The sequence below is a fragment of the Streptomyces sp. NPDC012508 genome (assembly GCF_042902595.1).
Taxonomy (GTDB): Bacteria; Actinomycetota; Actinomycetes; order Streptomycetales; family Streptomycetaceae; genus Streptomyces.
Genome location: NZ_JBIBEO010000001.1, coordinates 128,349 through 153,872, shown reverse-complemented (window position 1 = coordinate 153,872; position 25,524 = coordinate 128,349). Strand labels below are relative to the sequence as shown.

Below are 25,524 nucleotides of genomic sequence, written 5' to 3'. Positions count from 1 at the left end.
CGTTCCCCCGCACCCTCAAGTATTCCCGCTCGGCCGCGGGCTGTCCTGGCCAGGCGGGCGCCGAGGGGGCGCTATGCGGTGGGGGCGTCGCCCGAGGGCGGCCCCTGCGGGCCGTGGCCCGTCGAGCCCGTCGAGCCCGTCGAGCCGCTCGGCGTCCTCGTGGAATCCGTGCCGTGCGCCACCGACAGCGGCTCCGCGATGTCCTCCAGCGAACGGCGTTCCGCCTTCACGGCGAGGAACGCGGCCACGAGGCCCGCCGCGCACATCAGGCCCGCGCCGATCTGGAAGGCCAGGACCGTCTCGGACGGGACTCCGGACTCGGTGAGGCTGGCGAAGATCAGGGGGCCGCTGATACCGCCGGCGGCCGTACCGATGGCGTAGAAGAACGCGATGGCCATCGCCCGGGTCTCCATCGGGAAGACCTCCGAGACGGTGAGGTACGCGCTCGACGCGCCGGCCGACGCGAAGAACAGCACCACGCACCAGCAGGCGGTGAGCGTGGAGGCCGTGAGTACGTCGCTGTCGAAGAGCCATGCCGTACCGAACAGCAGCACACCCGACAGGATGTACGTGGACGAGATCATGATGCGGCGCCCGACCGTGTCGAACAGCTTGCCGAGGAACAGGGGGCCCAGGAAGTTTCCGGCGGCGATGACGGCGAAGTAGTAGCCCGTGCTGCCCGTCGGTACGTCGAAGAACGTGGTGAGGATCGTGCCGAAGCCGAAGGTGATGGCGTTGTAGAGGAACGCCTGGCCGATGAAGAGCGACAGACCGAGCACGGCGCGGCGCGGATAGCGGGTGAAGACCGTTTTCGCGATCAGTCCGAACCCGATGCTGCGGCGCTCGTGGATGGTGATCTCGCTCTGCGGTGGCGGCAGCGGCCGGCCGTGCTCCCGCTCGATGTCCCGCTCGACGGAGGAGACCAGTTTCTCGGCCTCCTCGCCACGGCCGTGGATGAACTGCCACCGTGGACTCTCCGGCACATTCCGCCGGACCAGCAGGATCACCAGCCCGAGGACCACCCCGAGGGCGAAGCTGAGCCGCCAGCCCATGTCGATGGCGAAGATGTCGGTGTCCAGCATGACGATGGAGAGCAGAGCGCCGCCGATGGCTCCGAGCCAGTAGCTGCCGTTGATGATCAGATCGACCCGGCCACGGTACGTGGACGGGATCAGTTCGTCGATCGCGGAGTTGATGGCCGCGTACTCACCCCCGATACCGAAGCCGGTGAAGAAGCGGCAGAGGAAGAACCACCAGGAATCGAACGACAGGGCGGTGAGCGCGGTCGCCGCGAGATAGACCGCGAGCGTCACCATGAAGAGCTTCTTGCGGCCGTAACGGTCGGTCAGCCAGCCGAAGAACAGTGCTCCGGAACACGCGCCCGCCACGTAGAGGGCGGCTGCGGTTCCGGTGACCTGGGCGGCGGTGATGTCCAGACCGCTGCCCTCCTCGGCGAGGCGGCCGGCGATGTTACCGACGATCGTGACCTCGAGTCCGTCCAGGATCCAGACGGTGCCGAGACCGATCACGATCATCCAGTGCCAGCGTGACCACGGCAGGCGGTCCAGTCGGGCCGGAACTGCGGTGGTCACGGTGCCGGTGGAGCCGGGCACGGTTGCCGGATTCGATTCCCCGCTCATGACTCCCTCTCCGGTCGGGCGCCTCGCTCGTGTGCCCCGACCGGGAGAGAACACACCTCCATGGACCTGGGCGACGTGTTCAGGATGCTGGCGACGGGACGTTTCACCACAAGATCGCCACCGTTCGGGCGATGCGGAGTCGGACCACTCCCGCGACACGCCGTCAGCTGTCGCCCCGGTCCGCCTCCGCCGAGGCAGCCCCGGAGCGGCGGTCAGAGGGTGGTGAAGAGCTCCCCGGGTACGTCATCGAGGACGAAGCCGCTGTCGAGAAGCACACGGACCGTCACGCGGTCCCTCTGCCCCTGGTACGCCTGCCACGCAGGCTCCAACGAGGCGATCTGCTCCTCGAGTCGACCTCGGCTCCCCACGGGCATCTGGGGACCGAAGTCGTCGAGGAGCGACGTGAGCCGGATGTACTCGCGGACCTCGTGACTCTGCTCGTTCTCGTACGAGTCGACCCGTTCGACGGTGCCCTCGATACCGGCCCCCAGGGACAAGGAACCGGTGACGGAGCCCCCGCTCGCCGAGGCGTCCCCGTCGGCGGAGACATCCGCGCGGACGTGGGGGCTCTCGGCCACGGTCAACGAGCCGGTCAGCCTCAGTTCGGCCGCCAGCCGCACCCGGCGTCCCTCGTTCAGCGTCATCGATCCCTCATCGCTCCTGGTCTGTCGGGCCGCGACCCCGTACGCCGAGACGGCCGCTCCCGGGTTCTGTCATTAGGCCACAGCGGCGCGGCGAGTGGCGCACCGCCCGGGACTCGCGGGTGATTCGTCCGATACTCGCCGTCATGACCGTTCAGCCTGCCGCCACGTCCGCCCGGCCCCCGGACTCCACCGGCGAGTCCGAACGGCACGCCTCGTGGCTGGAGTTGTTCTTCGACCTGATTGCCGTCGCAGGCGTCGCCCAGTTGGCGCACCTGCTGCACGGCACCCCCGGCCACGCCGACCTCGCCCTGTACAGCGTGCTCTACCTGGCGTTCTGGACGGCGTGGATGTGCTTCACGACGTACGGGAACGTGGCGGCGGACAAGGTGCACACCCGCACCGTGCTCACCGGCATGTTCGGGCTCGCGGTCATGGCCGCGGCAGTGCCCGAGGTCCGCTCGGAGCACGCGGACGCCTTCGCCCTGGCCTATGTCCTCGTCCGCATGCTCGCCTCACGGGTGTGGCAGGCGCGGGGCGAGGTCCCGGCGGACTGGCCGATGGCGCAGCTCTCGGCCGGCGTCGTGCCATGGATCGTCTCGCTGTGGGCCGACGGGCCCGACCGGTACTGGCTGTGGGCGGCCGGGCTCCTCATCGATCTCGGCTTCACGTTCGCCCTGTCGAGGAACCGGGTCATGGAGCAGCTCCAGAAGGACCAGGGAGAGCGCACCCGGCGCCGCGAGGCGGCCGGCACGCTCCCGCGGGCCGCCCGTTTCGATCCGCGCCATCTGGACGAGCGGCTCGGCCTGTTCACCCTGATCGTGATCGGCGAAGGCGTCGCGCAGGGTGTGGACGCGGCCTCCGAGGCCGAGTGGAACGCGAGGCTGTGCACCCTGGCGGTGGGTTCCTTCGCGCTGCTGCTGGCGCTGTGGGCGCTGGCGGTACGCCGGTCGAGCGGGGTGCCTCTCCTTGGCTCCGGGGTGCTGCCACCCCGGTTCTCGCTGCCCCTGCACTGCGTGGCGACGGGAGCCCTCGCGTCCCTGGCCGCCGCGCTCGGCGGGGCCGTGGAGCACGCGGAGGGGCGGGTGCCGCACGGGATGCGCTGGCTGATGTGCGGCGCCATCGCCGTGTTCCTGGGCGTCGGGGTGCTGGCCGGCGCGCTGTCGGGGCGGGGCACTCGGTGGATCGTGGCGGTCGGACTGCCCATGGTCGCGGCGCCCCTGCTCCTCGCCGCCTTCGCCGGGAGGTGGGCGCCGGGAGCGCTGGTGTGGGCACTCGTCCTGGTGGCGCGCTGGAACTGGATCTACGAGAAGCGCTTCGCGTGAGGCCCGAGGAAGGGACCCACGCTCGGAAGTGCGGTCTCAGGGGTGCTGGCGCGGGGGGGGGTCTATGTGTTTGGTCAAGGTGGTGGGTGCCGGTCGGGAGGCCGTCTGGCACTCTGCCTGCCATGAGCGATGAAGCGCGTGGGCAGGTATCAGTCGATGAGGGCATGCGTCCGTGCGTCTTCTGTAGTCACCCTGTCGTGATCGACTGTCTCGACGAATGGGACTGCCCGGTCTGCGGCGTTCGCGATGACGATCAGCCTGAGGTGGGGGGCCGGGATTCGTAGAAGGCTCCGTCGCGGAGCATCGCGAAAAGGACGTCGGCCCGGCGCCGGGCTAGGCAGAGCAGGGCCTGGGTGTGGTGCTTTCCCTGGGCGATCTTCTTGTCGTAGTAGGCCCGCGATGCCGGGTCACCCAGGGCCGCGAACGCGGAAAGGAAGAAAGCCCGTTTGAGCTGCTTGTTTCCCCGCCTGGACGGTTGTTCGCCGCGGATCGAAGACCCCGAGCTCCGGGTCGCCGGGGCGAGACCGGCGTAGGCGGCGAGGTGACCGGCGGTCGGGAAGGTGCTGCCGTCACCGACCTCGATCAGGATGCGGGCTCCGGTCTTGACGCCGACCCCCGGCATCGACGTCAAGACTTTCGAAAGAGGGTGGGCCTCCAGCAGTTCCTCGATCCGCCCGGCCAGCAGTTTCCGCTGTTCAAGCACCGCTGTCAGCGAAGCGGCCAGGCTCGGGACGATCAGCGCGGCCGCCTCGGTCCCCGGGACGGTGACCGTCTGCTCGTCCAGGGCGGTGTAGATGTCCTCGACCAGCCCCTCGGCCATCCTCGGCGCCTTCGGCCGCAGGAGGGTGACCAGCCGCCGCCGGCCCGCCTTGCGGATCTGTGCCGGTGATCCGAACCGTTCCAGCAGCGTGAGGACGGCCGGGTGCTGCAACCGCGGCCCCAGCACCCGTTCCAGCGACGGATGGATCTGGGTCAGCAGGCCGTGCAGCCGGTTCGCGACCCGAGTCGCCTCGCCGGCCAGGTCGTCGTCGAACCCGACGATCATCCAGCTCGGCGATCGTCTCGTCCTCGCCGTCGATCGCCCGCAGCGTGTGCGGCATCGCGCGGGCCGCGTCCGCGATGATGAACGCGTCCCTCGCGTCCGTCTTGGCCTCACCCGGGTAGAGGTCGGCGATCCGTCGCATCGTCAGACCGGGAAGGTAGGCGACCGGGCAGCCCATGTCCCGCGCGACCGCCAGCGGCAGGGCGCCGTTCGAGGCCGGCTGGTCGACCACGACCAGCACTGTCCCGTGCTTCGCCTTCAGTTTCGCGAACAACTCGCGGAGCTTCGGCTCGGTGTTGGGCCGCCGCTTGTCGAACGCGCCTTCTTCCCGGCCGGGGTGACGGCGGTGGCGTGGTGTTCGCCCTTGCCGATGTCCAGGCTGAGGAAGACGCCGATGTCGCCGGTGTCGATCACGTGCAGGCCCCTCCATCACGCTTTCGTCCGGCCTCGCCTCGGCACCGAGCTGCCACATCCACGTTACGGAGAGCTCTTCAGGCCTGGGTGAAACCGGTGCTCAAGCCCCTCATCAGCGGTCCGTCGATGCCTCCGGACCCGGTGACACAACCCCCGGATCATCAACAACAAGGGGGGAAGTCATGCCGGACCCGAAGGCCGGTAGCCCCATTGCGGAGCCAACGAAGACGGTAACGGGGGGCGGTCTCAGGAGTGCGGGTCTCCGGAGGGGCGAAGCTCCGAGGTGTGCGATGCCTGCAACGTGCGGAGGAGTTCGAACGCCGGTTTGTCCACCGTACGCCGGGTGTTGCTCAGGACGGCGACGGCGACGCTCTTCTCAGGATCGAAGCCCGCGAAGGAACTGAAGCCGCCTGTGCCGCCGTTGTGCCAGATCTGGACGTGGCCGCCCTGGCGGGGGTGGAGCCGGTGCGCCATCCAGCCGAGGTGCACCCAGGCGAAGGGGTTGCGGCGGTGCTCGACCTCCCGGGTGAGACGGACCGCCTCCGCGAGTTCGGCGGGCGCCTCGTCCCACTGGGCCCTGAGGTACGTGACCAGGTCGGCCGCCGTCGAGCGCAGCGCCCCCGCTCCGGCCAGGTCGGCCAGGTGCCAGGGCGGACGGGGCCGTCGGCGGGGATCATGTCCCTGCGCCGCTCTCGCCGTACGGGAGCCGTCCACCGTCACGGTCGTGTCCGTCATGCCGAGCGGGGCGCAGATCAGGTCCGTGATCAGCCGCTCGTAATCCTTACCGGACCTGTTGGCGAGAGCCAGGCCGAGCAGGCCCGCCCCGAGGTTCGAGTATCGGAACCGCCGGCCCGGGGCGGCGCCGAGGCGGGTGCGGGCCAGGCCGGACAGCAGGACGTCGGCGGTGCAGTCGGCGTACGGATCCGGCGTGCCGGGACGCAACAGCGCCTTGAGCAGCATGCCCTTGGGCAGACGGGGCAGCCCCGATGTGTGGGTGGCCAGATGCCGCAGGGTGATCGTCTCGCCGTCGCGGGACGGCACTGCCGTGCCGTGGGGCAGAAGCCCGGACAGCAGCTCGGACAGCGGATCGTCGAGCCGTACGGTTCCTGTCGTCGCCATCCGAGCCAGGGCGAGCGCGGTGAACGTCTTGGTCACCGAGCCGATCTCGAACAGCGTGTCCGGGCCCGGAGTGCCGCCGTGGTCCGTAGCCGTACGACCCGCGCCCCTGATCGCGACGCGGTCCCCGGCGACGGCGGCCACCACCACGCCGACGTGCCGTGGGGTGAGCCGGTCCGCGGTGCGCTGTGCGAGTTCGCCGAGTTCGTCTGTCACGAACGCCAGCATGGCGCCGCCCGGCGGTCGGTGACTGATCCCTGATGATGATTTCCCACCCGGGCCGTCCGACCTGAGCAGGAGTCACGGCGCGGTTCCGGGCCGGGTCCGACGCCGGGCGTGGTGCAAGCGGGGAGGGAGACGCCGGATGCCGGGGCGTAGAGTCCGGGACATGACCGAGTTGTACGGCGCCTCCGTCGTCCTCCGCACCGCCGTCGCCGAGGACGTCCCCGCCCTCGCGGCCATCCGGGCCACACCGGAGGTACGGGAGCGATGGCGCGGCGAGGAGGACCTGGCGGCGGAGGTCGCCGCCGATCTGGAGGACCCCGATGTCCGCTGTCTGACGGTCCGTCACGAGGGCAGGATCGTCGGGATGATCCAGTGGTACTCCGAGGAGGAGCCCGACTACCGGCACGCCGGCATCGACCTCTTCCTCGACCCTTCGGTGCACGGCATCGGCCTGGGCACCGAGGCCGTACGCACCCTGGCCGCGCACCTCGTCGACGATCACGGCTACCACCGGCTCGTGATCGATCCGGCAGCCGACAACGCGGCGGCGATCCGCTGCTACAGGAAGGTCGGCTTCCGCGAGGTCGGCGTGATGCGCCAGTACGAGAAGGGTGCGGACGGCACCTGGCACGACGGCCTGCTGATGGACCTCCTGGCGGACGAACTGGTGCGACGCTGACGCCGGACACTCGACTCTCTCCCGGGAGCATGCCCAGTCCTTGAGGGGCTGGTGCGGTTGCCGGACGCGACGGTCGGGCGCCGTGGGCGTGCCGAACGACGGACCTCGTGCGCCACGGTCCGGCGTGGAAGTCCCGTCAGGTCTCCGGCAGTACGAGCCAGGTCTCGGAGAGCGAGAGCCCGTGCTCGTCACTCACCACCCCGCACGGACAGCCCAGCGTGACCCGCCGCCAATCGCAGGTCACGGTCCACGGGCCGTCCTTGCCCCCACACTCCGGGCAGCCGACGGTCTCAGCCGTCCAGACCCCCGGCGCGGGTCTGCCGTAGCGGCGGAATCTGCCCTCGTACTGGACCTGCCAGGTCTCTCTCGGCGGTGTGACCGGGGCGACCCCGGGCGCGTGGGTCGCGGTGAGGGCAGTGAACAGCGAGGCCAGGTCAGTGAGCAGAGCTTCGCCCGCTTCGGTCGGTGGTGGTGCCACGCCTTGCGCCGTCCCCGACACGGTTCCGTACCTTGGGGCCGCCGCCGCGGGGGACGGGTTCGGAGACGCCTGCCAGGCCGAAAGGGCGCGGGCGACCGCGGCGACCAGGGCGGCGAGGGGCGGGCTGACCGCACCGGCGTCCAGGTGGTGGACGGCCGTCCGGAAGACGCGTTGCAGTCGCCGGTCCCGGTCCGTCGCCCGAGTCCGCGCCGCTTCTCCGTGCCGGGTCGGGAGCGGGGCGGTGAGGCGGGCGAGAACGCGGGCCGCGGCCTCGGCGTCCGCAGGCGAGAGGCGCCACTCACCGGCCGCTAGGAGCTGCCGGGCTCGCCCGGACTCGAGGGCGAGGGCTCGCGTCGGCAGCGGACCCGATGTCGCCCCCCGCCCCCCGTGGACGGGTGCCACTGGGCGCCATATTGGGCTGGTAATGGCGCCATACATGCGCCATGATGGCGTCATGGAAGGCGCGCTGCCTTCGGCCCCCCGTGGGCCGAGGAGCGGCGCCTGTCGCGGGGTGAGCCAGGAAAAGGGGGGTCGGATCATGGAGACAGCGCAGAGCCGGCGGCACGCGGCACCAGGTGCCTTCGCCGCCTTCGCGCGCTTCGTCGTCTGCGGCGGCGGGGTGGGGCTGGCCTCCAGCTTCGCGGTGGCGGCTCTCGCCTCCTGGATTCCCTGGGCCCTGGCCAACGCCCTGGTCACCGTGGTCTCCACGCTTCTCGCCACCGAGCTGCACGCCCGGTTCACCTTCGGGGCGGGCGGACGCGCGACCTGGCGCCAGCATGCGCAGTCCGCCGGATCTGCGGCGGCCGGTTATGCGGTCACCTGCGTGGCGATGCTCGTCCTGCAGTTGCTGGTGGCGGCGCCCGGGGCGGTGCTCGAACAGGTCGTCTACCTGTCCGCCTCCGCACTCGCCGGTGCCGCGCGGTTCGCCCTACTGCGCCTCGTCGTCTTTGCCCGCAACCGCTCACAGCCCGCGACCCCTGCCCACGCGCCCGCGACGGTGGCCCGCACAACGGCCCCGCCCACCACGCCGGCGCTCTGCCGCGCGGCCTGACCGCTGCGCCGTCCTGTCTTCACCGACGGAGGTGCCGGCGGCCTGGGACGCGGAGGGGAACGAAGGTCAGGGCATCGCCCAGAGCAGAGGGTGCAGCGAGGGGCGTGCCCCTGCGCGCCCCTCGGCGCGCAGGGCGCCTCTCGACAGATGACCTAGACGGAACCGACCGCCGGCGGAGGCGGGAAGCCGTCGAGGTCGCCGTCCTGGGTGGCTACCGCGTGGCCGAGCAGATGCAGGGGACCCGCTTCGACGCCGGCAGCCTCCACGCCTTGCCAGTGCGCCAGCGCGAGCTTGGCGTCCACCAGGCCGCGGACCAGGGGGAGTTCCGGGTCTGTCGCATGGAGCAGGGACTCCAGTCGGCATGAGGCGATCGTGCCGGGAAGCCAGGACCGTGCCGCGTAGCCCTCCGCTACCGCCTGGGGGAGCCCCGGGGCCGTCCGGCGTTCCACCGAGCCGACGGACAGCAGGCCGCCGCCGACGATCAGGACGTCGCGCCCCTCCCGCATGCGGGCCAGGGCCGCCGTGGTGTCGAAGCAGTGCGGGAACGAGTCGTCGACGACGATCGCACCGGGCCGGAGCCTCGACACGTCGAGCACCGTGCCGCCCCCGCTCACGGCAGTGACCAGGAGGTCGGCCCCGTACACCGCGGTCGGCAGCGTCGAACCTGACTCGTGGACCTCGACGTTCCGGGCCAGGCCACGCGTCACCAGGTCTTCCGCCAGCTTCCGCAGGCGTGGCGCGCTGCCCGCCACGTCGCACAGGAGCAGCCGGGCTGGCGGCTCGGGGGCGAGGGTCAGGAGCAGTTCGAGCGACGAGCCGCCGATGGAGCCCAGGCCGGCGACGGCCACGACGAGGCCGCCGAGTTCGCGGCCCGTACGGGCGAGGGCGGCGTGCACGGTCTTGACCACGGACACCGCGGTCGCCGCGTGCCCCGTCGTGAGCGCCGCCGAGGTGTCCATCTCGCGCAGGACCTCGAAGCCGTACGCGGTGAGAGACGGGATCATGCCCGCGAGCGAGACGCAGCGTGCGCCCAAGGAAGACGCGTACTCGACCGCTCGGGCCGTGCGCGCCGCGAGGTCGGCCGTCGACGCCAGCTCGTCGGCGAACAGCGGAAGGCAGACGAAACCGGACCGACCGAGCGAAGTGTCGATCTCCTCCACGAGTCGCGGACGTCCTTCCGGGAAGAGCAGCCGGCGCACGTGCTCACGCGCCGCCGCCTCGGCCCCCGATCCGCCGAGCGAGCCGAGCGATCCGAGCGAGCCCTCCGACGCGAGTGCCGTGAGCTGACCCGGCGGCGGAAGGTATCCGACGAGCGCGGAGTCCAGGACCGTCGGCACCGGCTGCGGACCGTGCTGGGCTGTCGTCACGCGCGGGCGTGCCGCGGTGCTCGCGCCCTCGGCCAGCTCCTTCCGTAGCGCGTCGGTGAACGATGCGAAGGCCGACTCGTCCGGGAACGCGGCGGCGGACGCGCGCAGCGTCACCCTCAACTCCCCCTCTCCGACCGGTCGCACCGCCAGGAACGTGTCCGTCCCCACCGGAGGCGGCGCAAGGACGGCGTCGGAGTCGTCCCACCTCACACGCAACGTGTCGCCGCTCAGCGGCCCGAGGGCCGAGAAGTCCAGGAAGGTGAAGAAGAACTGGGCGGTGGCCGGCAGCCTGCCGCCGCTCGGGGGCGCCTGCACTCCCTGCGTACGGGCCGCCTCGGCCTCGGCCACGACCGCACCCAGGTCCTCGCCGAACGTACGGTCCGTCCCTTCCCCCGGCAGCGGGCCCGGCCGCACCGGTACGGCGGCGGCGTACGGTCCGAACACCAGGTGGGCGTCCGGCTGGGCGTCGTCGCGGCCGGACACGGCAAGGCCGAGGACCAGGTCCTGCTGCCCCGTCGCGGCGGCCAGCGTCCGGTAGTACGCGGTGAGGACCGGGGCGAAGAGCGTCGAACCAGCTGACGTGGCGATCCGGCGCAGGGCCGTGACCTGGTTCGCGTCCACGGTGAATCCGGCCGAGTGGTACGGGTGCGCCCCACGTTCCTTGTGGGGCGTCCCGGCCCCGCCGTGGGCCCCGAGCGCCGGGCGCCGATAGGGCGCGGCGAGTCGCGCCCTGACCGGGGCGTCGAAGGATGTCACGCGTCCCTGCAGGGTCACATGGTCCCGGAAGGTGCCCCGCAGCGGCGGAAGTTCGGCGGACTCGCCCCGTATGAGACGGTCGTAGCCGGCGAGCAGCTCCCGGCCGAGCAGCGCCACGCTGTAGCCGTCGCCGATGAGGTGGTGGGCATGGACGACGAGGGCGTGCTCGTCGGGCCCGAGGGTGAGCAGCTTCAGACGCAGCATCGGCCACGCCCAGGACTCGAAACGCCGTTCCCGTTCCTCGGCGAGCCGGTCGGCGAGGAGGCCGGGTTCGGGGAGGGTCTCGAAGTCGACGGGGAGCCGCAGCGTGGGCGGCAGTTCCTGCTGCATCGGAGGTCGGGCACCGGCCGGGAACACGGTCCGCAGCATCGGATGACGTACGACGCAGGCGTCCACAGCCCGCTGGAACAGTTCGGGTCGCAGCGGGCCGTCGACCCGCAGACACGCCAGCCATGCCGTGTGGGACCCGGGCGCCATCGCCTCCGCGAGGAGGAACCCGCGCTGTGAGGGGGCGAGGGGGAACGGCGAAGGGCCGTGCGCGGGGACGTCGCCCCCGTCGGCCGGTCGGTCAGTCGATCGGTCAGCCGGTCGGTCAGCCGGCCCGTCAGCCAGTCGGTGAGTCGGTCGGTCAGCCGGTCGGGCGGTCGCCGTGCCGACGGGTCCGGCGTCGGTGTCGTGGGCCGCGCTGTCGATCGCGGCGGCGAGTGCGGCCAGTGTGCGATGTGCGTACACGGCCGTGGGCCTGACCCGTACCGGAATCTCCTCCCGCAGTCGCGCGAACACCTGGAGGACGAGGAGGGAGTCGCCTCCCAGCGCGAAGAAGTCGTCCTCGCGACGGACTTCGTCACCGTCGAGGAGCTCGGACCAGACTCGGGCCAGCAGGATCTCGGTCGGCGTGGCGGGGAGCGTCCGTGCGGCCATGGCATCGACGGACGGAGACACCGGCACAGGCGCCTTCACCGTCGCCGGTGCTTGTGCCCTGAGTCGGCCGCGGTCGATCTTCCCGGTCCCCGTCAGGGGGAGATCGTCGACCAGGTGGATCCGGGCCGGGAGCATGTACTCCGGCAGCGACGGCGCCAGATGGGCGCGCAGAGCCGTCGCATCGGGCGTCGTCGCGCCCGGGCGGCACTGGACGAAGGCGCTCAGCCGTTCGTCCCCGTACACCACGGCGGCACGCGCGACCGCCGGATGCGTCAGCAGCACCGACTCGATCTCCCCCAGTTCCACCCGGTGACCGCGGATCTTCACCTGGTCGTCGAGCCGCCCGAGGAACTCGAGGACGCCGTCCTCGTCACGCCGGACCCGGTCCCCGCTGCGGTACCAGCGGCGCCCGTCGCGCTCCGTGAACGCGGCGGCGGTCAGCTCCGGTTGGTGCAGATAGCCTGGTGTGAGGCCGACGCCCCCGATCAGCAGCTCGCCGGGCTCACCCGGTGCGCAGCGCCGGCCGTCCTCCGCCACCACGTCGACCTCCGTGCCGGTGAGGGGTGTGCCGATGGGCAGCGCCCGGACGTCGTCGGCGGGGCGCGTGTCGATGATGTGGAACGTGGCGTTGATGGTGGCCTCGGTGGGCCCGTAGAGGTTGGCTATCCGGTGCCCGGGCCCGAACAGGTCGTACCAGCGGCGCACATGGGCGGGCGCAAGCGCCTCGCCGCCGACGTGGATCCAGCGCAGGGCCGACAGGTCCGGCGTCGGCGCGCCGTCCCGTACGCGTGTCTCCGCGGCCTCGAGCAGCCGTGACCACAGGCTCGGAACCGAACTCCACACCGATATCCGGGCCTGCTCGACCCGGTCGAGCAGAGCCTCGGGGTCCCGGAGCAGCTGCCGCGGGAGGGTGACCACCGTGGCCCCGACCAGCAGAGGCGCGAGGAGCTGGCGTACCGACGCGTCGAAGCAGAGCGATGCCGTCTGAGCGAGCCGGTCACCCTCGCCGTACCCGAAGGTCGCCAGCGCCCAGTCGAGGTAGTTGCTCATCGAACGACGGGTGATCGGGACGGCCTTGGGGCGTCCGGTGGAGCCGGAGGTGAAGATCACGTACGCGACGGAGTCGGGGGCCGGGGCCGGAAGGTCCGTGTGGCCGGTGTGGCCCGTGTGGTCCATGTGGTCCGCGCGTTCCGTGCAGTCCGACCGCGGAGACCACGGTTCGGGCTCGGAGGAAGGTCCGACGTTCGCGACGAGGGTGATGCCGGCGTCGGAGGCGAGCTTCGTCGCAGCCGGGCGAGTCGCCGTGTGGCAGACCAGCACGCGGGTACGGGACCGCTCCAGCTGGTCCGCCAGACGGGCGGGGGGATGGGCGGCGTCCAACGGAATCCAGCCTGCACCGGCCCGCAGGATGCCGACCACCCCCGCCACGGCGTCGGCGCCCGGTTCGGTCAGGAGCCCCACCAGGTCGCCGGCGGCGACGCCGTGGGCGCGCAGTCGGGCGGCGAGTGCAGCGGACGCCCGGTCCAGTTCGGCGTACGTGACGACGCCCCCGTCGCCCGAGTCGACGGCCACCGCGTCCGGTGTCGCGCCGAACTGTGCGAGGAGGCGGGGGACGATGTCCGACGACTCGTGTGCGAGTGCCGGGGCATGGACGGTGCCGGGGGCGGGCATCCGCGAGGCAGGGACGGGCATCCGCCGGGCAGGGACGGGTGCCCGCCCGGCGGGGAGGGACACGGCGGTGGCTGCCTCGGCGGCCACCGCCGTGACGAGTTCGGCCAGGTGCTCGGCGGCCAGCCGGGCGATCGTGGCGCGGTCGAAGAGCCGAGCCGGGAAGTTCCAGGAGAAGGACAGCGCCCCGTCGGACTCCCAGCACAGCAGGCTGAGCCGGGTGGCGGCGGAGGCCGTTCCGGCGGAGGACGGGCGGACCTCGACCGGGCACTCGGGGTCGAGCGAGACGGGGAACCGCGCGAAGCTGAACGAGGCGGGCCCCGCCGTACGCGGACCGGCCCCGTCCGCCGGCAGCAGCCGGGCGAGGTCCGGACTCGTGAGCCGGCCGTGGCGCTCCGCCTGGGGCCACGCGTCGCGCAGCCGTGCCGCGAGCGCGAGCGCCGAGTCGTCCGGTCCCACGTGGATCGGGATCGGCAGGGTGTCGGCCAGCGGCCCGACCAGCCGGTCGATACCGGGCAGCCTGGTCTCGCGGCGGGCTCGCGCCACGTTGACGGTGACGTCCTCCCGACCACCGCCCCACCGGGACAGGCAGCGGGCGTAGGCGGCGAGCAGGAGGTGGAACAGAGACACCTCGTGTGCGGCGGCCACCTCCCGAAGCCCGGCCGTCAGGTCGGCGCCGGGGGCCACCTGGTGGGCGAGGAGCGGGGGTTCGGGGAGAGCGAGCGGATCGCCGTCGTACGGGAGCGCGAGGGGTTCGCCCCGGTGGGCGAGCACCTCACGCCAGTACGCCCGGTCCTCGGCGAGGGCGGTCTCCGACCGTTCCGCCGCTTCGTACGCGGTGTACGTGCCGAAGTGCGTGGTGAGTGGCGCGAGTTCCGGGGAGCGTCCTCGCGACAGCGCCGTGTAGAGGGCCCAGAGTTCCTCGCCGAGGATGTTCAGGCTGAATCCGTCGGCGGCGCCATGATGGACGACGAGTACGAGACGGGCGGCGTCGGCGTCCGCCGTGCGGGCGAGCACGGCGCGGACGGGGGCCTCGGTCGCCAGGTCGAACGGGCGGTTGCACAAGGCCTCTTCCAGCTGCGCCAGCTCCTCATCGACCGAGCGGACGCCGGGCAGGTCACGGACCTCGTACCAGTCAGGTGCCCGGTCGTCGCCGACGGGGTCCACGGCCACCTGCGTGGGCACCGCCGCCTGCCCGGGGTGGATCCGTATGCGCAGCATCGGGTGGCGGTCGGCGAGCCGCCCGAGCGCCACGCCCAGAAGGCCGGCGTCGAGGGGGCCGCGGACGTCCTGAGTCACGTACCCGTAGGCGGCGACGGCCGGGTACAGCCCGCCCTGGGCGTGGAAGGCGAGCTGGACCGGCGTCAGGGAGAAGGGGACGCCGTCCTCGGCCGCCGCTTCCTGCACCGCAGGTCGTGCTGCGGAGTCCTGGGCGGGGGAGAGGGCCTCGGAACCGAGATGGCGGGCGAGTTCCCCCAGAGTCCGGTGCTCGAAGAACAAGGTGATGGGGAGGGGGCGATCGAGCTCCTTCTCCAGCCGCTTCACGAGATCGACGGCCATGAGCGAGTCCAGGCCCAGGCCGAGCAGCGGTACCTCGTCACCGAGGTCGTCCGGGGACACGAGGAGTGCCTCGGACAGCAGCTGCCGCAGGACGTCCGACAGGCTGGAACCCGGGTCCGTCCGTGCCAGAGAGGGGGCGGGCGCGGGAGGCCGGATGGTGTTCCGGTACGCGGGTACGACGCTGTCGGTGCCGGTCGGGGTACGGCGGGCGGCGACCGGGTCCAGGCCGGCGACCATCAGCTGCGCGGCGTCGGTGCCGCAGGCCCACCGCAGAGCCTCCAGCGCCGCACCGGTCTCCAGCGGCGCGGGCCCGCGCCCCGCCTGCGAGTCGGCACCCGCACCCGCGCCGAGTCCCGCTCCGGCAGACAACCCCGTCTCCGCGAAGGCCGCGAAGTTGACCGACTGCCAGGGCCGGCCGGCCGCGCGCTCCGCGGCGGCGAAGGCGTCGAGGTAGGCATTGGCGGCGGCGTAGTCGCCGATCGCCCCCGCCAGGCCCGGCAGCACCGAGGCGACCGAGGAGAAGGCCACGCACAGGGAGGGGAGCAGGCCGTGCTTGCGGAGTCCGCGCGCGAGCAGCGCCGTGCCGCGCGTCTTGGCGGCCAGCACCTCGGCCACCTCATCGGGCGTCTTCGCCCGCAGAGTGCCGGGCCGGACCACCCCGGCCGCGTGGACCAGGACGTCGAGACGCGGCAGACCGGCCAGCAGCGCGTCGACGTCGGCCTCGCGGGAGACATCGGCAGTGCGGTACGCCACGGTGGCGCCGCGCGCCCGCAGTTCGGCGAGCAGCCCGGCCGGCGCCACGGCCGAGCGGCCGGTCAGCAGCAGGGTCGGCCGGCCCCGTGCCGCCAGATCACGGGCCAGCGCTCCACCGACTCCACCAGTGCCTCCGGTGATCAGGTACACGCCGTCCGCCGGCAGCGCTGCCTCCGGCGACTGCGCGGCAGCGTCCGTGGCGACCGGCTCGGCGGTCCGGCCGAGGCGTCGACCGTCCCGCCAGGCGATGGCGGCCTGGACCGTCTGGTCGCCCGACGGCGCCGGACGGGCGGCGAGTTCGAGGTCGAGCGCGTCGAGGCGCGCGTCGGTCCCGTCCAAGGAGGACAGGTCGACGCTGCGAGCGGCGACGCCCGGCAACTCCTCGGGCAGCGCCAAGGTCAGGCCCGTCAGCACCGCCTGCGTGGGGCGAGGGCGTTCCGGCCCGGCGCCGGTGACGTGGACGTCCTCGGTGACGACGAGCACGCGCGGGCGGTGGTGCGCGAGGTGCGGCAGCAGCTCCTGGAGTTCGCTCACCATGGCGCGGTGCGCCGCATCCAGCGCGGCGGCGGAGTTCGGATCCTCGGCCGGACCCGCGAGCAGCACGGCCGCCGCAGGTGCCGGCGAGCCGTCGGGCGGCGCGTCCCCCTGCCGCCGGACCGTGACACCTCGCCCCGTGAGCCGGTCGGCGAACGCGCGGGCGAGCGGCGAGTCCGGCCCTGCCAGGAGGACGGTACGCGGCCCGGAGCCGACGGTCAGCGGGGCGTCTCCCCACCCGAACCGGTACAGCAGCGGCCGGGGTTGCGGGGTGACGGCGGCGGTCGGCCAGTAACGACGCCGCTGGAACGGGTACGTCGGTACGGAGATCCGGGCGCGGCCGGCATCCATGGCCGTACGGTCCAGGGGGACGCCCCGCTGCCAGAGCCGGCCCACGGTCTCGAGCAGCCCCCGGGCACCTTCCCTGTTCCCGGCGGCGAGCACGGCCGCTCCGGCTCCGCGCGGGTGCGCCGCGGCGACGGAACGTACGGGACCGTTGAGGGAGTCGGCGCCGAGCTCGACGAACGTGTCGTAACCGTCGTCGAGCAGGCGCTCCACCGCCGCGCCCCAGCGGACCGGCTGCCGGGCATGGGCCCGCAGATACGCCGCATCGAGGACGGGCTGCCACGACGCGGTGACCGTACTGATCAGAGGTGTCACCGATGGCCCGAGCGTGATCGTCTTGGCGGCTTCGGCGAGCGGTGCGAGGGCCGGATCCATCAGGGCCGAGTGGAAGGCCCGGGACACCGCGAGCCGGCGTGCCGCGATCCCACGGGCGGACAGTTCGGCGACCGCATGCTCGACGGCTGCCACCGTGCCGGCCAGGACGACCTGGTCGGGACCGTTGACCGCGGCCACACTCAGCGCGCCCCGCGCGTCGGCCGCCAGGGCGGTGACCGTCTCCTCGTCGCAGCGCACCGCCGCCATGGCGCCGGGGGCGCACAACTCCGCCATCAGCCGGCCGCGTTCGGCGGCGAACCGTACGGCGTCGGCGAGCGAGACCGTCCCGGCGACGCACGCGGCGGCGATCTCGCCGACGCTGTGTCCGGCGACCGCGTCCGGCGTGATCCCCCAGGCCCGCACCTGCCGTGCGAGCGCGACCCCGTAGGCGACGAGGAGCGGCTGGGCGAGGTCGGTTCGGGCGAGCAGGCCGGGCGACACGTCGGGGTCGAGGCACCAGGCGGCGAGGCTGCGCCCGCCGATCACGCCGACATGGTCGGACGCCTCGTCGAGCGCTTCCCGGAAGGCGGGCGCGTCCGCATACAGGGCGCGAGCCTGACCGTGAGGGCGTACGCCCTGCCCGGGAAGCAGGAGGACCAGACGCGCCCGGGAGCGTACGGCTGCACCGCCCAGGTCGTCACCGGACGAACCGTGAGAGGCATCGAGACGGGTATCGAGAGAGGTATCGAGACGGGAATCGACAGCGGCATCGTCACGAGCCCCGAGACGAGCCCCGAGACGAGCATCGAGTCGGGCGGCGAGATCTCCTTCGGCGACGACGGTGAGACGGACGGGCCCCTCGTCCCGCGCGGCGGCGACCGCGGCGCAGACATCGCCCTCGTCGAGGTCGGGGTGGTCTCGCAGGTGGTCCGCGAGTCCGGCAGCGGCGGCGCGCAGCGCGTCCGGCCCGTGCGCCGACAGGGTGAGCAGCCGAGGACCGGCCGACGGCGTCCGATGCTCCTCGGGCCGGGCAGGAGCCTCCTCCAGTACGGCATGGGCGTTGGTGCCGCCGAAGCCGAACGCGTTGACTCCCGCGACGAGCGGGCCCGGCTCCTCCCAGTCCCGTACCTCCTCCACCAGGGCGAAACCGGCACCGGCCAGGTCGAGCCCTGGCGCCGGCGCCCCTTGGAGCGGGGAGGGGGTCAGGCGTCGATGACCCAGTGCCAGGACCACCTTCACCAGGCTCGGCATGCCGGCGGCATTGAGCAGATGTCCGACGTTGGTCTTGACGGAGCCGAGGAGCCGGAGGCGCCCGTCGGCGCGCGGCGGAAACGCGTGCGCGAGCGAGCGCACCTCGACGGGATCGCCGATCGGCGTACCCGTTCCGTGCGCCTCCACGTACGACACGTTCTCCGGGTCGACGCCCGCGTCGCGGTACGCCTGCGTGATCACCTCACGCTGCGTCAGAGGGTTGGGGGCCATCAGGCTCAGCGAGCGGCCGTCGTTGTTCACGGCGGTGCCGCGGAGGACCGCGAGGACCGGGTCACCGGCCCGCTCCGCCTCGTCGAGCCGGGTCAGGACGAGGGCCGCGCCGCCCTCTCCGGGGACGAAACCGTCGGCCGCCGCGCCGAACGCGTGACACCGGCCGGTCGGAGACAGTGCCTGCGCCTTCCCGAGCAGCGCGTAGGCCGTAGGCGTCAGATTGAGGTGGACGCCGCCGACGACCGCGACGTCGCACTCACCGGCCTCGAGGCTGCGGCGCGCCAGGTGCAGTGCGACCAGCGCGGAGGAGCACGCGGTGTCCACCGCGAGCGCGGGCCCGGTCAGGTCCAGACAGTGCGCGACGCGGGCGGCGAGCATGTTGGGCAGGTTCCCGGTCAGCGCCGCGGCGGGCAACTCCCCTCCGTCGTAGGCCTGTTCGAGAACCTGCCGGTAGCCGTTGTCCCCGGCCGCGACGAACACGCCCACCCGGCGGCCGTGCCGTCGCGCGCCCGCGTAGCCCGCCCGCTCCAGGGCCTCGTGCGCAAGCTCCAGAAGGATCCGCGCCTGGGGATCGGTGGCCAGGGCCTCGTCCTCCCCGATGCCGAAGAACCCCGCGTCGAATCCGGCGGGCTCGTCGAGGAACGCGCCCGACCGGCCGTCGCCGTCCGCCGGATCCGGCCACCGCCCGTCCGGTACGCCGGTGACGGCGTCGTAGCCCTCGACGAGCCGGTCCCAGAACGCCTCCGGGGTGTCGGCACCGGGGAAGCGGCAGGCGAGGCCGGTCACGGCGACGACGGGCCCGGCGGTGTTGTGGCCCGGTCCCGTCTCGGGTGCGGTGTGAGCGGGGTAGCGGCGTCCGTCCGCCCGTGCGCCCTGCTCTGAGCACCCGTCCGAACTCTGGCTGTCGGAGCGCTCCGACGTGAGGATCAGCCCGGTGAGCGCGGCCACCGTGGCGTGGTCGCGCATGTCGGACGGGCGCAGCGCCACGCCGAACGCGTCCTCCAGGGCGGCGAGCACCTCCATGGCCTTGAGCGACGAGCCCCCGAGCGCACGGAAGTCGTCGTGCGCGCCGATCTCCTCCACCGGCAGCCCGAGCGCCTGCGACCAGACGCGGAGCAGGACGGTCTCGACCGCCCGTCGGGACCGGGGCGCGGGCGACGGCGCGATACCGTCCCGCGCGGCGGTGTCATCCTGCTCCTCTGCGGGGGCCGTCCCGGTCCGTGCCGCCGCGACCGCGGCCCTGGCGGAATCGGATCCGCCTCCCGCCACCCCGGTGGCACCACGCCCCGCGATCTCCGGATACTCCCCGCCCTCGAAGCGTTCGCGCAGTACCCCGCGCCGGACCTTTCCGCTGGTCGTCCGCGGGAACCCCCGTACGGGCATCGCCAACACCCGGACGTCGTCGTGCCCCAGGGCCTCGCGGACCCGGCCCCCCACCGTGCGCAGGACCGTGGGGGACACGGCTGCGAGAGGCGGCGCGGGGGCGAGGAAGACGACCACCCGCTCACCTCCGCCCGCGGGATCGGTGGAGCCCACAACCGCGACCGGGCACCGCCCGAGACCGGGAGTGTCCGCGGCCACCTCCTCCAGATCCGCCGCGTGGAACGTACGGCCGTCGACGAAGACGACGTCCTTGGACCGGCCCGTCACGCAGAGCCGCCCCTCGCGCAGGAAACCCATGTCGCCGGTGCGCAGCCACCCGTCGACGAAGGCGCCCGCCGTCGCCTCCGGAGCACGGTGGTACCCCCGGGCCACCTGCGGCCCGCTCACCTCGATGTGGCCGACGCGACGGTCCTCGACCGCCTCGCCTTCGTCGTCCGTGATCCGTACGGCGCACCCGGGCACGGGGCTGCCCACGTCCATCAGCTCGACCGCGTCCGGCCCGGGCGCGGTGTCCACGGCACGCCCCCGGCTGAGCGCGGCCCGGTCCAGGACGAGCGGACGCGCCACCTCGCCGGGCGGCGGGAAGGTCACGGCCAGCGTGGCCTCGGCGAGGCCGTACACCGGCTGGGGCGCGTCCGCGGCGAGCCCCGCGGGCCGCATACGCCGGACGAAGGCGCGCCACACGGCCGGGGAGATCGGCTCCGCGCCGACCAGGATCATCCGCACACGCGTGAGGTCGAGACGGGCGAGGGTGTCCTCCGGTACGCGTCGTTCGACGAGGGCCAGGGCGAAGTTGGCGGCCGAGAGCAGGGTCGCCCCGTGCAGGGCCGCCGCCTCCAGCCACCGCTCGGGCCGCTTGGCGAACGTCAGGGGCTCGAGCCGGACCTGCTTGATCCGGGCCGACAGCGGGACGAGGTGCGTGCCGATGAGGCCCATGTCGTGGAAGTACGGCATCCAGGTGGCCAGCACGTCCTCGGAAGTGATGCCGGCGGCGGCACGGATCTGCGCCAGGTTGGCCAGCACGGCCGCGTGCGTCAGTTCGACCCCCTTGGGCGCTCCCGTACTGCCCGAGGAGAACTGCAGGAACGCGACGTCCTCCGGCGCCCGCTCCGGCAGCCGGCGCGGAGCGGGGTGGTTCCGCAGCCCGTCGAGCGTCAAGGGGCGTGCGGAGTCGGGCAGCGCGTCGAGCAGCGGCGCGGTGGACGGGCCGAGGGCCACCGGGGGCCGCCCGAGGAACTTCCAGACGGGCAGCACCCGCCGTATGTCCGGGGCGAGCGGCACCGGTACGAGCCCGGCGGCGACGGCCCCCCAGAACAGCGGCAGGAACTCCTCGCTCCGCTCCGCCGGCAGTACCACAGGGCTGCCCGGCGCGAGACCCGTGGCGAGAAACCCTCCCGCGACACACAGCGCGTCGGCGAGCAGCGCGCGATGGGTGACGGTGCGGTCGCCGCCGTCGCCGTGCACATGGACGATCCCCTGGTCGGGCGCGGCTTCGGCCGCGCCGGCCAGCACATCCAGCAGCACCTTGTCGCTGTCGCCCCGCATGAACGCCCCCGTGGATCTGCCCGGCGACGGGCCGCCCCACGCGGCGCGCGGGAACGACCGCCCGCCCCCGGTCCGGTCTGGTCTGCGGCAATGATGACTGATTCACGTCCCGGCCCGGAGGCAGGGTCCGACGACGTCCTTCGGCTCATGTCAGCGCCAGGAGCTACTGTCGCCGGCATGGTCGAACACGATGCCCTCACCGCCACCCGTGAGGCCTACGACGCCGCTGCCCCTACCTACGCGAGCCTGTTCCGCGACTCGCTGCGGGACAGCCCCCTGGACCGTGCGATGTTGGGGGCCTTCGCCGAGGTCGTACGGGCGAGTGGGGACGGCCGGGTCGCGGACCTGGGGTGCGGGCCCGGCCACGTCACCGCACACCTGGACGGGCTGGGGCTGGAGGCGTTCGGTGTCGATGCCGCTCCTGCGATGATCAAGCTGGCCCGAGAGGCCTATCCGAGCCTGCGGTTCGACGTGGGCTCGATGGCCGCCCTGGACATCGCCGACGGCGTGCTGGGCGGCGTACTCTCCCGCTGGTCCATCATTCACACCCCGCCGCGGGAACTCGCCCCCGTCTTGGCAGAGTTCCACCGCGTGCTGGCGCCCGGCGGCCATCTGCTGGTCGGCTTCTGGGCGAGCGACGTTCCGTCCGACACGACGCAGGTCTTCGATCACGCTGTCGCGCCGGCCTATCGATGGTGCCCGGACCGCCTCGCCGAGATGCTGCGCACGTCCGGGCTCGCCGAGGTGGCCCGGATGGTCCGTGAGCCTCGGCCCACAGACCGACGGCAGTTCCAGGAGGTTCACCTGCTCGCCCGCAAGGCCAAGGCAGAGGCCGGTGCCTGACGCGGGCCGACGGGCGCGGCTCCCTGACCGCCGAGGACGTAAAGCGGTGGACACGCGCCCCGCGCCGGGTGAGCATCTCGGCGATGAACAGCGAATCTTTCTCCAGCCCCCGACACATCCGCTTCGTCGAGCTCAGCGCCACGGCCCTGCGCGCGCTCGCCGACGGTGATCTCGCCGGCGGCAGCGCGGAGGCCGGTGTCGCCCTTGACGAGTACTTCGTCAGCGACCGCTCCCGCTGGATCTTCGGCTATCGCGCGGACCAGCTCGCCAAGGACCCCTCTGCCGCGCCCTGGATCGCGCGGGCCGCGGTGTCCGAGCCGGACGGTACCGTCGTCGGCGACGCCGGGTTCCACGGGCCGCCGGACGAGGCCGGAGTGGTCGAGGTCGGCTACACCGTCGCACCCGCGTACCGCCGCCAGGGCTATGCCCGCGCCATGCTGAAGGCGCTGCTCGTCAGGGCCGCCGCCGAACCCGGTGTCAGGACCGTGCGGGCCACCATCCGGTCCGACAACACCGCCTCCCTGGCCACCATCGCCGGCTTCGGATTCACCCGTGTCGGCGAGCGCGGGAACGAGCGCGACGGGCTCGACATCGTCTTCGAGGTCCCGGCCGGCGCGATACGGACCCAGTAGCAGCTCGGCGACCCCTCCGAGGACATCGTGATCGTCCCGGGCGGTCCGTAGCAGAGGAAAGACCGCACGGGCGGGGGGAGTTCTGGTGCCACGACCTGGGCTCCTGCCGGTGGAGGGCGAGGACACTATTCTCTCGACACCCTCCCCGCGCTGCGGCACACTTCCCGCGATGACTCGACGAACCGATACGCCTCCCGCCTGGGACGAGCGCACGCAGCTGACCACCTTCCTCGACTACGCCCGTGACACGGCGCGCGCCAAATGTGAGGACGTGACCGCGGAAGACGCCCGCAAGGCCCCCCTCCCGGGCTCGCCGCTGATGACGATGTGCGGCCTGATCAACCATCTGCGCTGGGTCGAGTACTACTGGATGCAGGTGGTCTTCCTCGGGGAGGAACACGTCGGGCCGCTCACGGAGGCGACCGACGACGACCCCGACCCCGAGATGCGGATCGCGGTCGACATCCCGCTGCCCCGGCTTCTCGCCGAGTACGAGGAGCAGAGTGACCGGTATCGCCGTCTGGTCTCCGACCTCGATCTGAACGCGACGGCCAAGCGCCCCATCAGCGGCGGCCGCCATGTGGACCTCCGCTGGGTGATCCTCCACCTCATCGAAGAGACCTCCCGCCACAACGGCCACCTCGACATCGTGCGTGAGCTCGTCGACGGACGGACCGGCGTCTAGCCGCCGTACCGGCCGGCGCCGACCTCCCGCAGGGCTCCGCGCCGCCCAGGCCGACCGGCCGCTCATCGCGACCCGATCGGCCGCGAGGCGGAGCCCGGTGCATGATGTGCACCAGCAGCGGTCGAGTTCCTGTCTGGAGGCCGAAAGAGTGAACGGTGGCAACGGGAGACGGCGCCTCACCATCCGCGCCTCAGCCGGACAGGGCGCCTCGGTGCACCGTTCGGCCGGTGCCCGCGGGCGGGTCGGCAGCCGGAGCGTGGGCGAGGTCCCCCTCGACCGGATCACCACGCGCGGCCGGCTCGCCTGGCTGAATTCCGCCGGTTCCAGGATCGGCACCACCCTGGACCTGGAGCGCACCGCCCAGGAGCTCGCCGAGTTCACCGTGCCGGGCTTCGCCGACGGGGCCGCCGTCGACATCCTGGAGAGTGTCCTGCGGGGCGAGGAGGGCTCGCGGTGGACGGGTACGGGCGTTCCGCTCATGCGGGCCACCGCGCTGTCCGCCGTCGAGTCGCTGTCCTCCCTGGAACCCACCCCGGTGGGCGAAACCTTCGTCCGGACCGAGCAGGCCCACGAGACGCTGCTGCACCGGTACTGCCTGCGCCAAGGCAGGCCGGTGCTGGTGAGCCGTATGAGGGACGACGACTTCGCCAAGGTCGCTCCGACGGCGAGCGCCGCCGCGAAGATGCGCGCCGCGGGAGTGCACAGCTACCTCGCCGTACCGCTGATCGCCCGCGGCCTTCTGCTCGGCAGCGCCGACTTCGTACGCGGCCGCGGAACGCCCCCGTTCTCCTCCACGGACCTCGCACTGGCGGAGCAGCTGGCCTCCCAGGCCGCCGTCTACATCGACAACGCCCGGCTGTACGGGCGTGAGCGCGAGCACGTCGTCACGTTGCAGCGCACGCTGCTGCCGCGCGCGACCCCCGTGACACCGGGGCTGCGCGTCCACGCCGAGTACGCCCCCGCGACGGCCCACCACGGCGTCGGCGGGGACTGGTACGACGTCATGGCACTGCCCGGAGGACGTACGGCCCTCATGGTGGGCGACGTCATGGGCCACGGGCTCCCCGCCGCCGCCACCATGGGGCGCCTGCGGGCGGTCGCCCGCACCCTGATGACCCTCGACATGGCTCCGGAACGCGTGCTGGCCCGCCTCGACCTCGCCACGCGCGACCTGGAGGACGAGCAGGTCGCCACCTTCCTCTGCGCGGTCTTCGATCCGGCCGACGACACGTACACCCTCGCGAGCGCCGGGCATCTGCCCCCGCTGCTCCTCGACGCACAGGGCTCCGCCGAGTTCGTGGACGTACCGATCGGCGCGCCGCTCGGCGCGGGAGTGATCCCGTACGACCCCATCGTGCTGAAGGTCCCGGCGGGCGGCCACCTGGTCATGTACACCGACGGCTTCGTGAAGTCCCGCCACACCGACCTGGACCATCAGCTGGAGCGCCTGCGGGCGGCGGCCCGTGGCCTGCCTCCCGAGGCCCTCGAACGGGGTGACCTGATCGGATGTGCCCCTGCCGACGCGCCCCGATTCGACGAGGCCGTGCTCCTCGTCGCGACGACCGCCGCCCGCACCCCCGACGACATGCGCGAATGGCAGCTGCCGCAGGAAGGGCGCGCCGCTTCCGTCGCCCGGGGCCTGGTCACGGAGCAGCTCGCGGCCTGGGATCTGGCGGAGCTCGCCGACGTCTGTGAACTCGTCGTCTCCGAACTCGTGGGCAACGCCCTGCGCTACGGCAACGGGCCCGGCCGGCTCCGGCTCCTGCGCGGTGAACGGCTCGTCGTGGAGGTCTCGGACACGGGCCCGGACCTGCCGCAGATCCAGCACGCGGACCTCAGCGACGAGGGCGGCCGGGGTCTCCAGCTGATCAACATGCTGTGCCGCCGGTGGGGCTCGTGCCGGACCGTGACCGGCAAGGTGGTCTGGGCGGAGCAGAACCTGCCCTCCTGAGCACCGGGCGTGAGCAGTTGCGGTACAGAGAATACTGCCGAGATGATCATGGTCAGCCAGACCGTCGTCCCCGAAGGTGCGGGACGTGCCCGGTTGAGCGTGGACAGACTCGGCGCGGTGGGCGCACCGGAGTTCCTGACCTGGCTGAAGACCACCACCGAGGCCATGCTCCC

General features: G+C 72.7%; 12 protein-coding genes and 1 pseudogene. 7 read left to right on the top strand and 6 right to left on the bottom strand.

Annotated features, from left to right (window positions below; genetic code table 11):
- Window positions 1-71: 71 nt before the first annotated feature.
- Both ACFY8U_RS00520 and ACFY8U_RS00515 read right to left on the bottom strand, forming a co-directional pair.
- A complete protein-coding gene (locus tag ACFY8U_RS00520; protein ID WP_389563736.1) occupies window positions 72-1,640 on the bottom strand; it encodes an MFS transporter in 1,569 nt (522 codons plus the stop codon).
- A 212-nt stretch (window positions 1,641-1,852) separates the two neighbouring features.
- A complete protein-coding gene (locus ACFY8U_RS00515) occupies window positions 1,853-2,284 on the bottom strand; it encodes a hypothetical protein (RefSeq protein ID WP_389563734.1) in 432 nt (143 codons plus the stop codon).
- A gap of 143 nt (window positions 2,285-2,427) precedes the next feature.
- Here ACFY8U_RS00515 and ACFY8U_RS00510 point away from each other — a divergent pair, with 143 nt between their 5' ends.
- A complete protein-coding gene (locus tag ACFY8U_RS00510) occupies window positions 2,428-3,606 on the top strand; it encodes a low temperature requirement protein A (protein WP_389563731.1) in 1,179 nt (392 codons plus the stop codon).
- 253 nt (window positions 3,607-3,859) lie between these two features.
- Here ACFY8U_RS00510 and ACFY8U_RS00505 read toward each other — a convergent pair.
- A pseudogene (locus ACFY8U_RS00505) lies at window positions 3,860-5,059 on the bottom strand (IS110 family transposase).
- Between the two features lie 249 nt (window positions 5,060-5,308).
- Window positions 5,309-6,394: a serine hydrolase domain-containing protein gene (locus ACFY8U_RS00500; RefSeq protein WP_389563728.1), complete on the bottom strand. Its 1,086-nt coding sequence runs from the start codon at window positions 6,392-6,394 to the stop codon at window positions 5,309-5,311.
- Window positions 6,395-6,566: 172 nt separating this feature from the next.
- Here ACFY8U_RS00500 and ACFY8U_RS00495 point away from each other — a divergent pair, with 172 nt between their 5' ends.
- The gene (locus ACFY8U_RS00495; RefSeq protein ID WP_389563726.1) at window positions 6,567-7,082 is read left to right on the top strand and encodes a GNAT family N-acetyltransferase; all 516 of its coding nucleotides are present in this window, start codon (window positions 6,567-6,569) and stop codon (window positions 7,080-7,082) included.
- A gap of 136 nt (window positions 7,083-7,218) precedes the next feature.
- On the opposite strand, the gene ACFY8U_RS00490 is transcribed toward ACFY8U_RS00495, so the two are convergent.
- Window positions 7,219-7,560: a hypothetical protein gene (locus ACFY8U_RS00490; RefSeq protein WP_389563723.1), complete on the bottom strand. Its 342-nt coding sequence runs from the start codon at window positions 7,558-7,560 to the stop codon at window positions 7,219-7,221.
- Window positions 7,561-8,098: 538 nt separating this feature from the next.
- On the opposite strand from ACFY8U_RS00490, the gene ACFY8U_RS00485 reads away from it, so the two are divergent.
- Window positions 8,099-8,611 (top strand): hypothetical protein, encoded by a 513-nt coding sequence (locus tag ACFY8U_RS00485; protein ID WP_389563720.1) that lies wholly within the window; start codon window positions 8,099-8,101, stop codon window positions 8,609-8,611.
- 152 nt (window positions 8,612-8,763) lie between these two features.
- Here the strand turns inward: ACFY8U_RS00485 and ACFY8U_RS00480 are convergent, their stop codons facing one another.
- Window positions 8,764-21,240: an amino acid adenylation domain-containing protein gene (locus ACFY8U_RS00480; RefSeq protein ID WP_389563717.1), complete on the bottom strand. Its 12,477-nt coding sequence runs from the start codon at window positions 21,238-21,240 to the stop codon at window positions 8,764-8,766.
- A 177-nt stretch (window positions 21,241-21,417) separates the two neighbouring features.
- Between ACFY8U_RS00480 and ACFY8U_RS00475 the strand changes: the two genes are divergently transcribed.
- The 4 genes from ACFY8U_RS00475 (at window position 21,418) to ACFY8U_RS00460 (ending at window position 25,351) form a co-directional block, all read left to right on the top strand.
- Window positions 21,418-22,083 carry a class I SAM-dependent methyltransferase gene (locus tag ACFY8U_RS00475; RefSeq protein ID WP_389563714.1) on the top strand — a complete coding sequence of 222 codons (666 nt, stop codon included), beginning with the start codon at window positions 21,418-21,420 and terminating at the stop codon, window positions 22,081-22,083.
- A gap of 83 nt (window positions 22,084-22,166) precedes the next feature.
- Window positions 22,167-22,715 carry a GNAT family N-acetyltransferase gene (locus ACFY8U_RS00470; RefSeq protein WP_389563712.1) on the top strand — a complete coding sequence of 183 codons (549 nt, stop codon included), beginning with the start codon at window positions 22,167-22,169 and terminating at the stop codon, window positions 22,713-22,715.
- 169 nt (window positions 22,716-22,884) lie between these two features.
- Window positions 22,885-23,400: a DinB family protein gene (locus tag ACFY8U_RS00465; protein WP_389563710.1), complete on the top strand. Its 516-nt coding sequence runs from the start codon at window positions 22,885-22,887 to the stop codon at window positions 23,398-23,400.
- A gap of 148 nt (window positions 23,401-23,548) precedes the next feature.
- A complete protein-coding gene (locus ACFY8U_RS00460) occupies window positions 23,549-25,351 on the top strand; it encodes a SpoIIE family protein phosphatase (RefSeq protein WP_389563707.1) in 1,803 nt (600 codons plus the stop codon).
- Window positions 25,352-25,524: the final 173 nt, after the last annotated feature.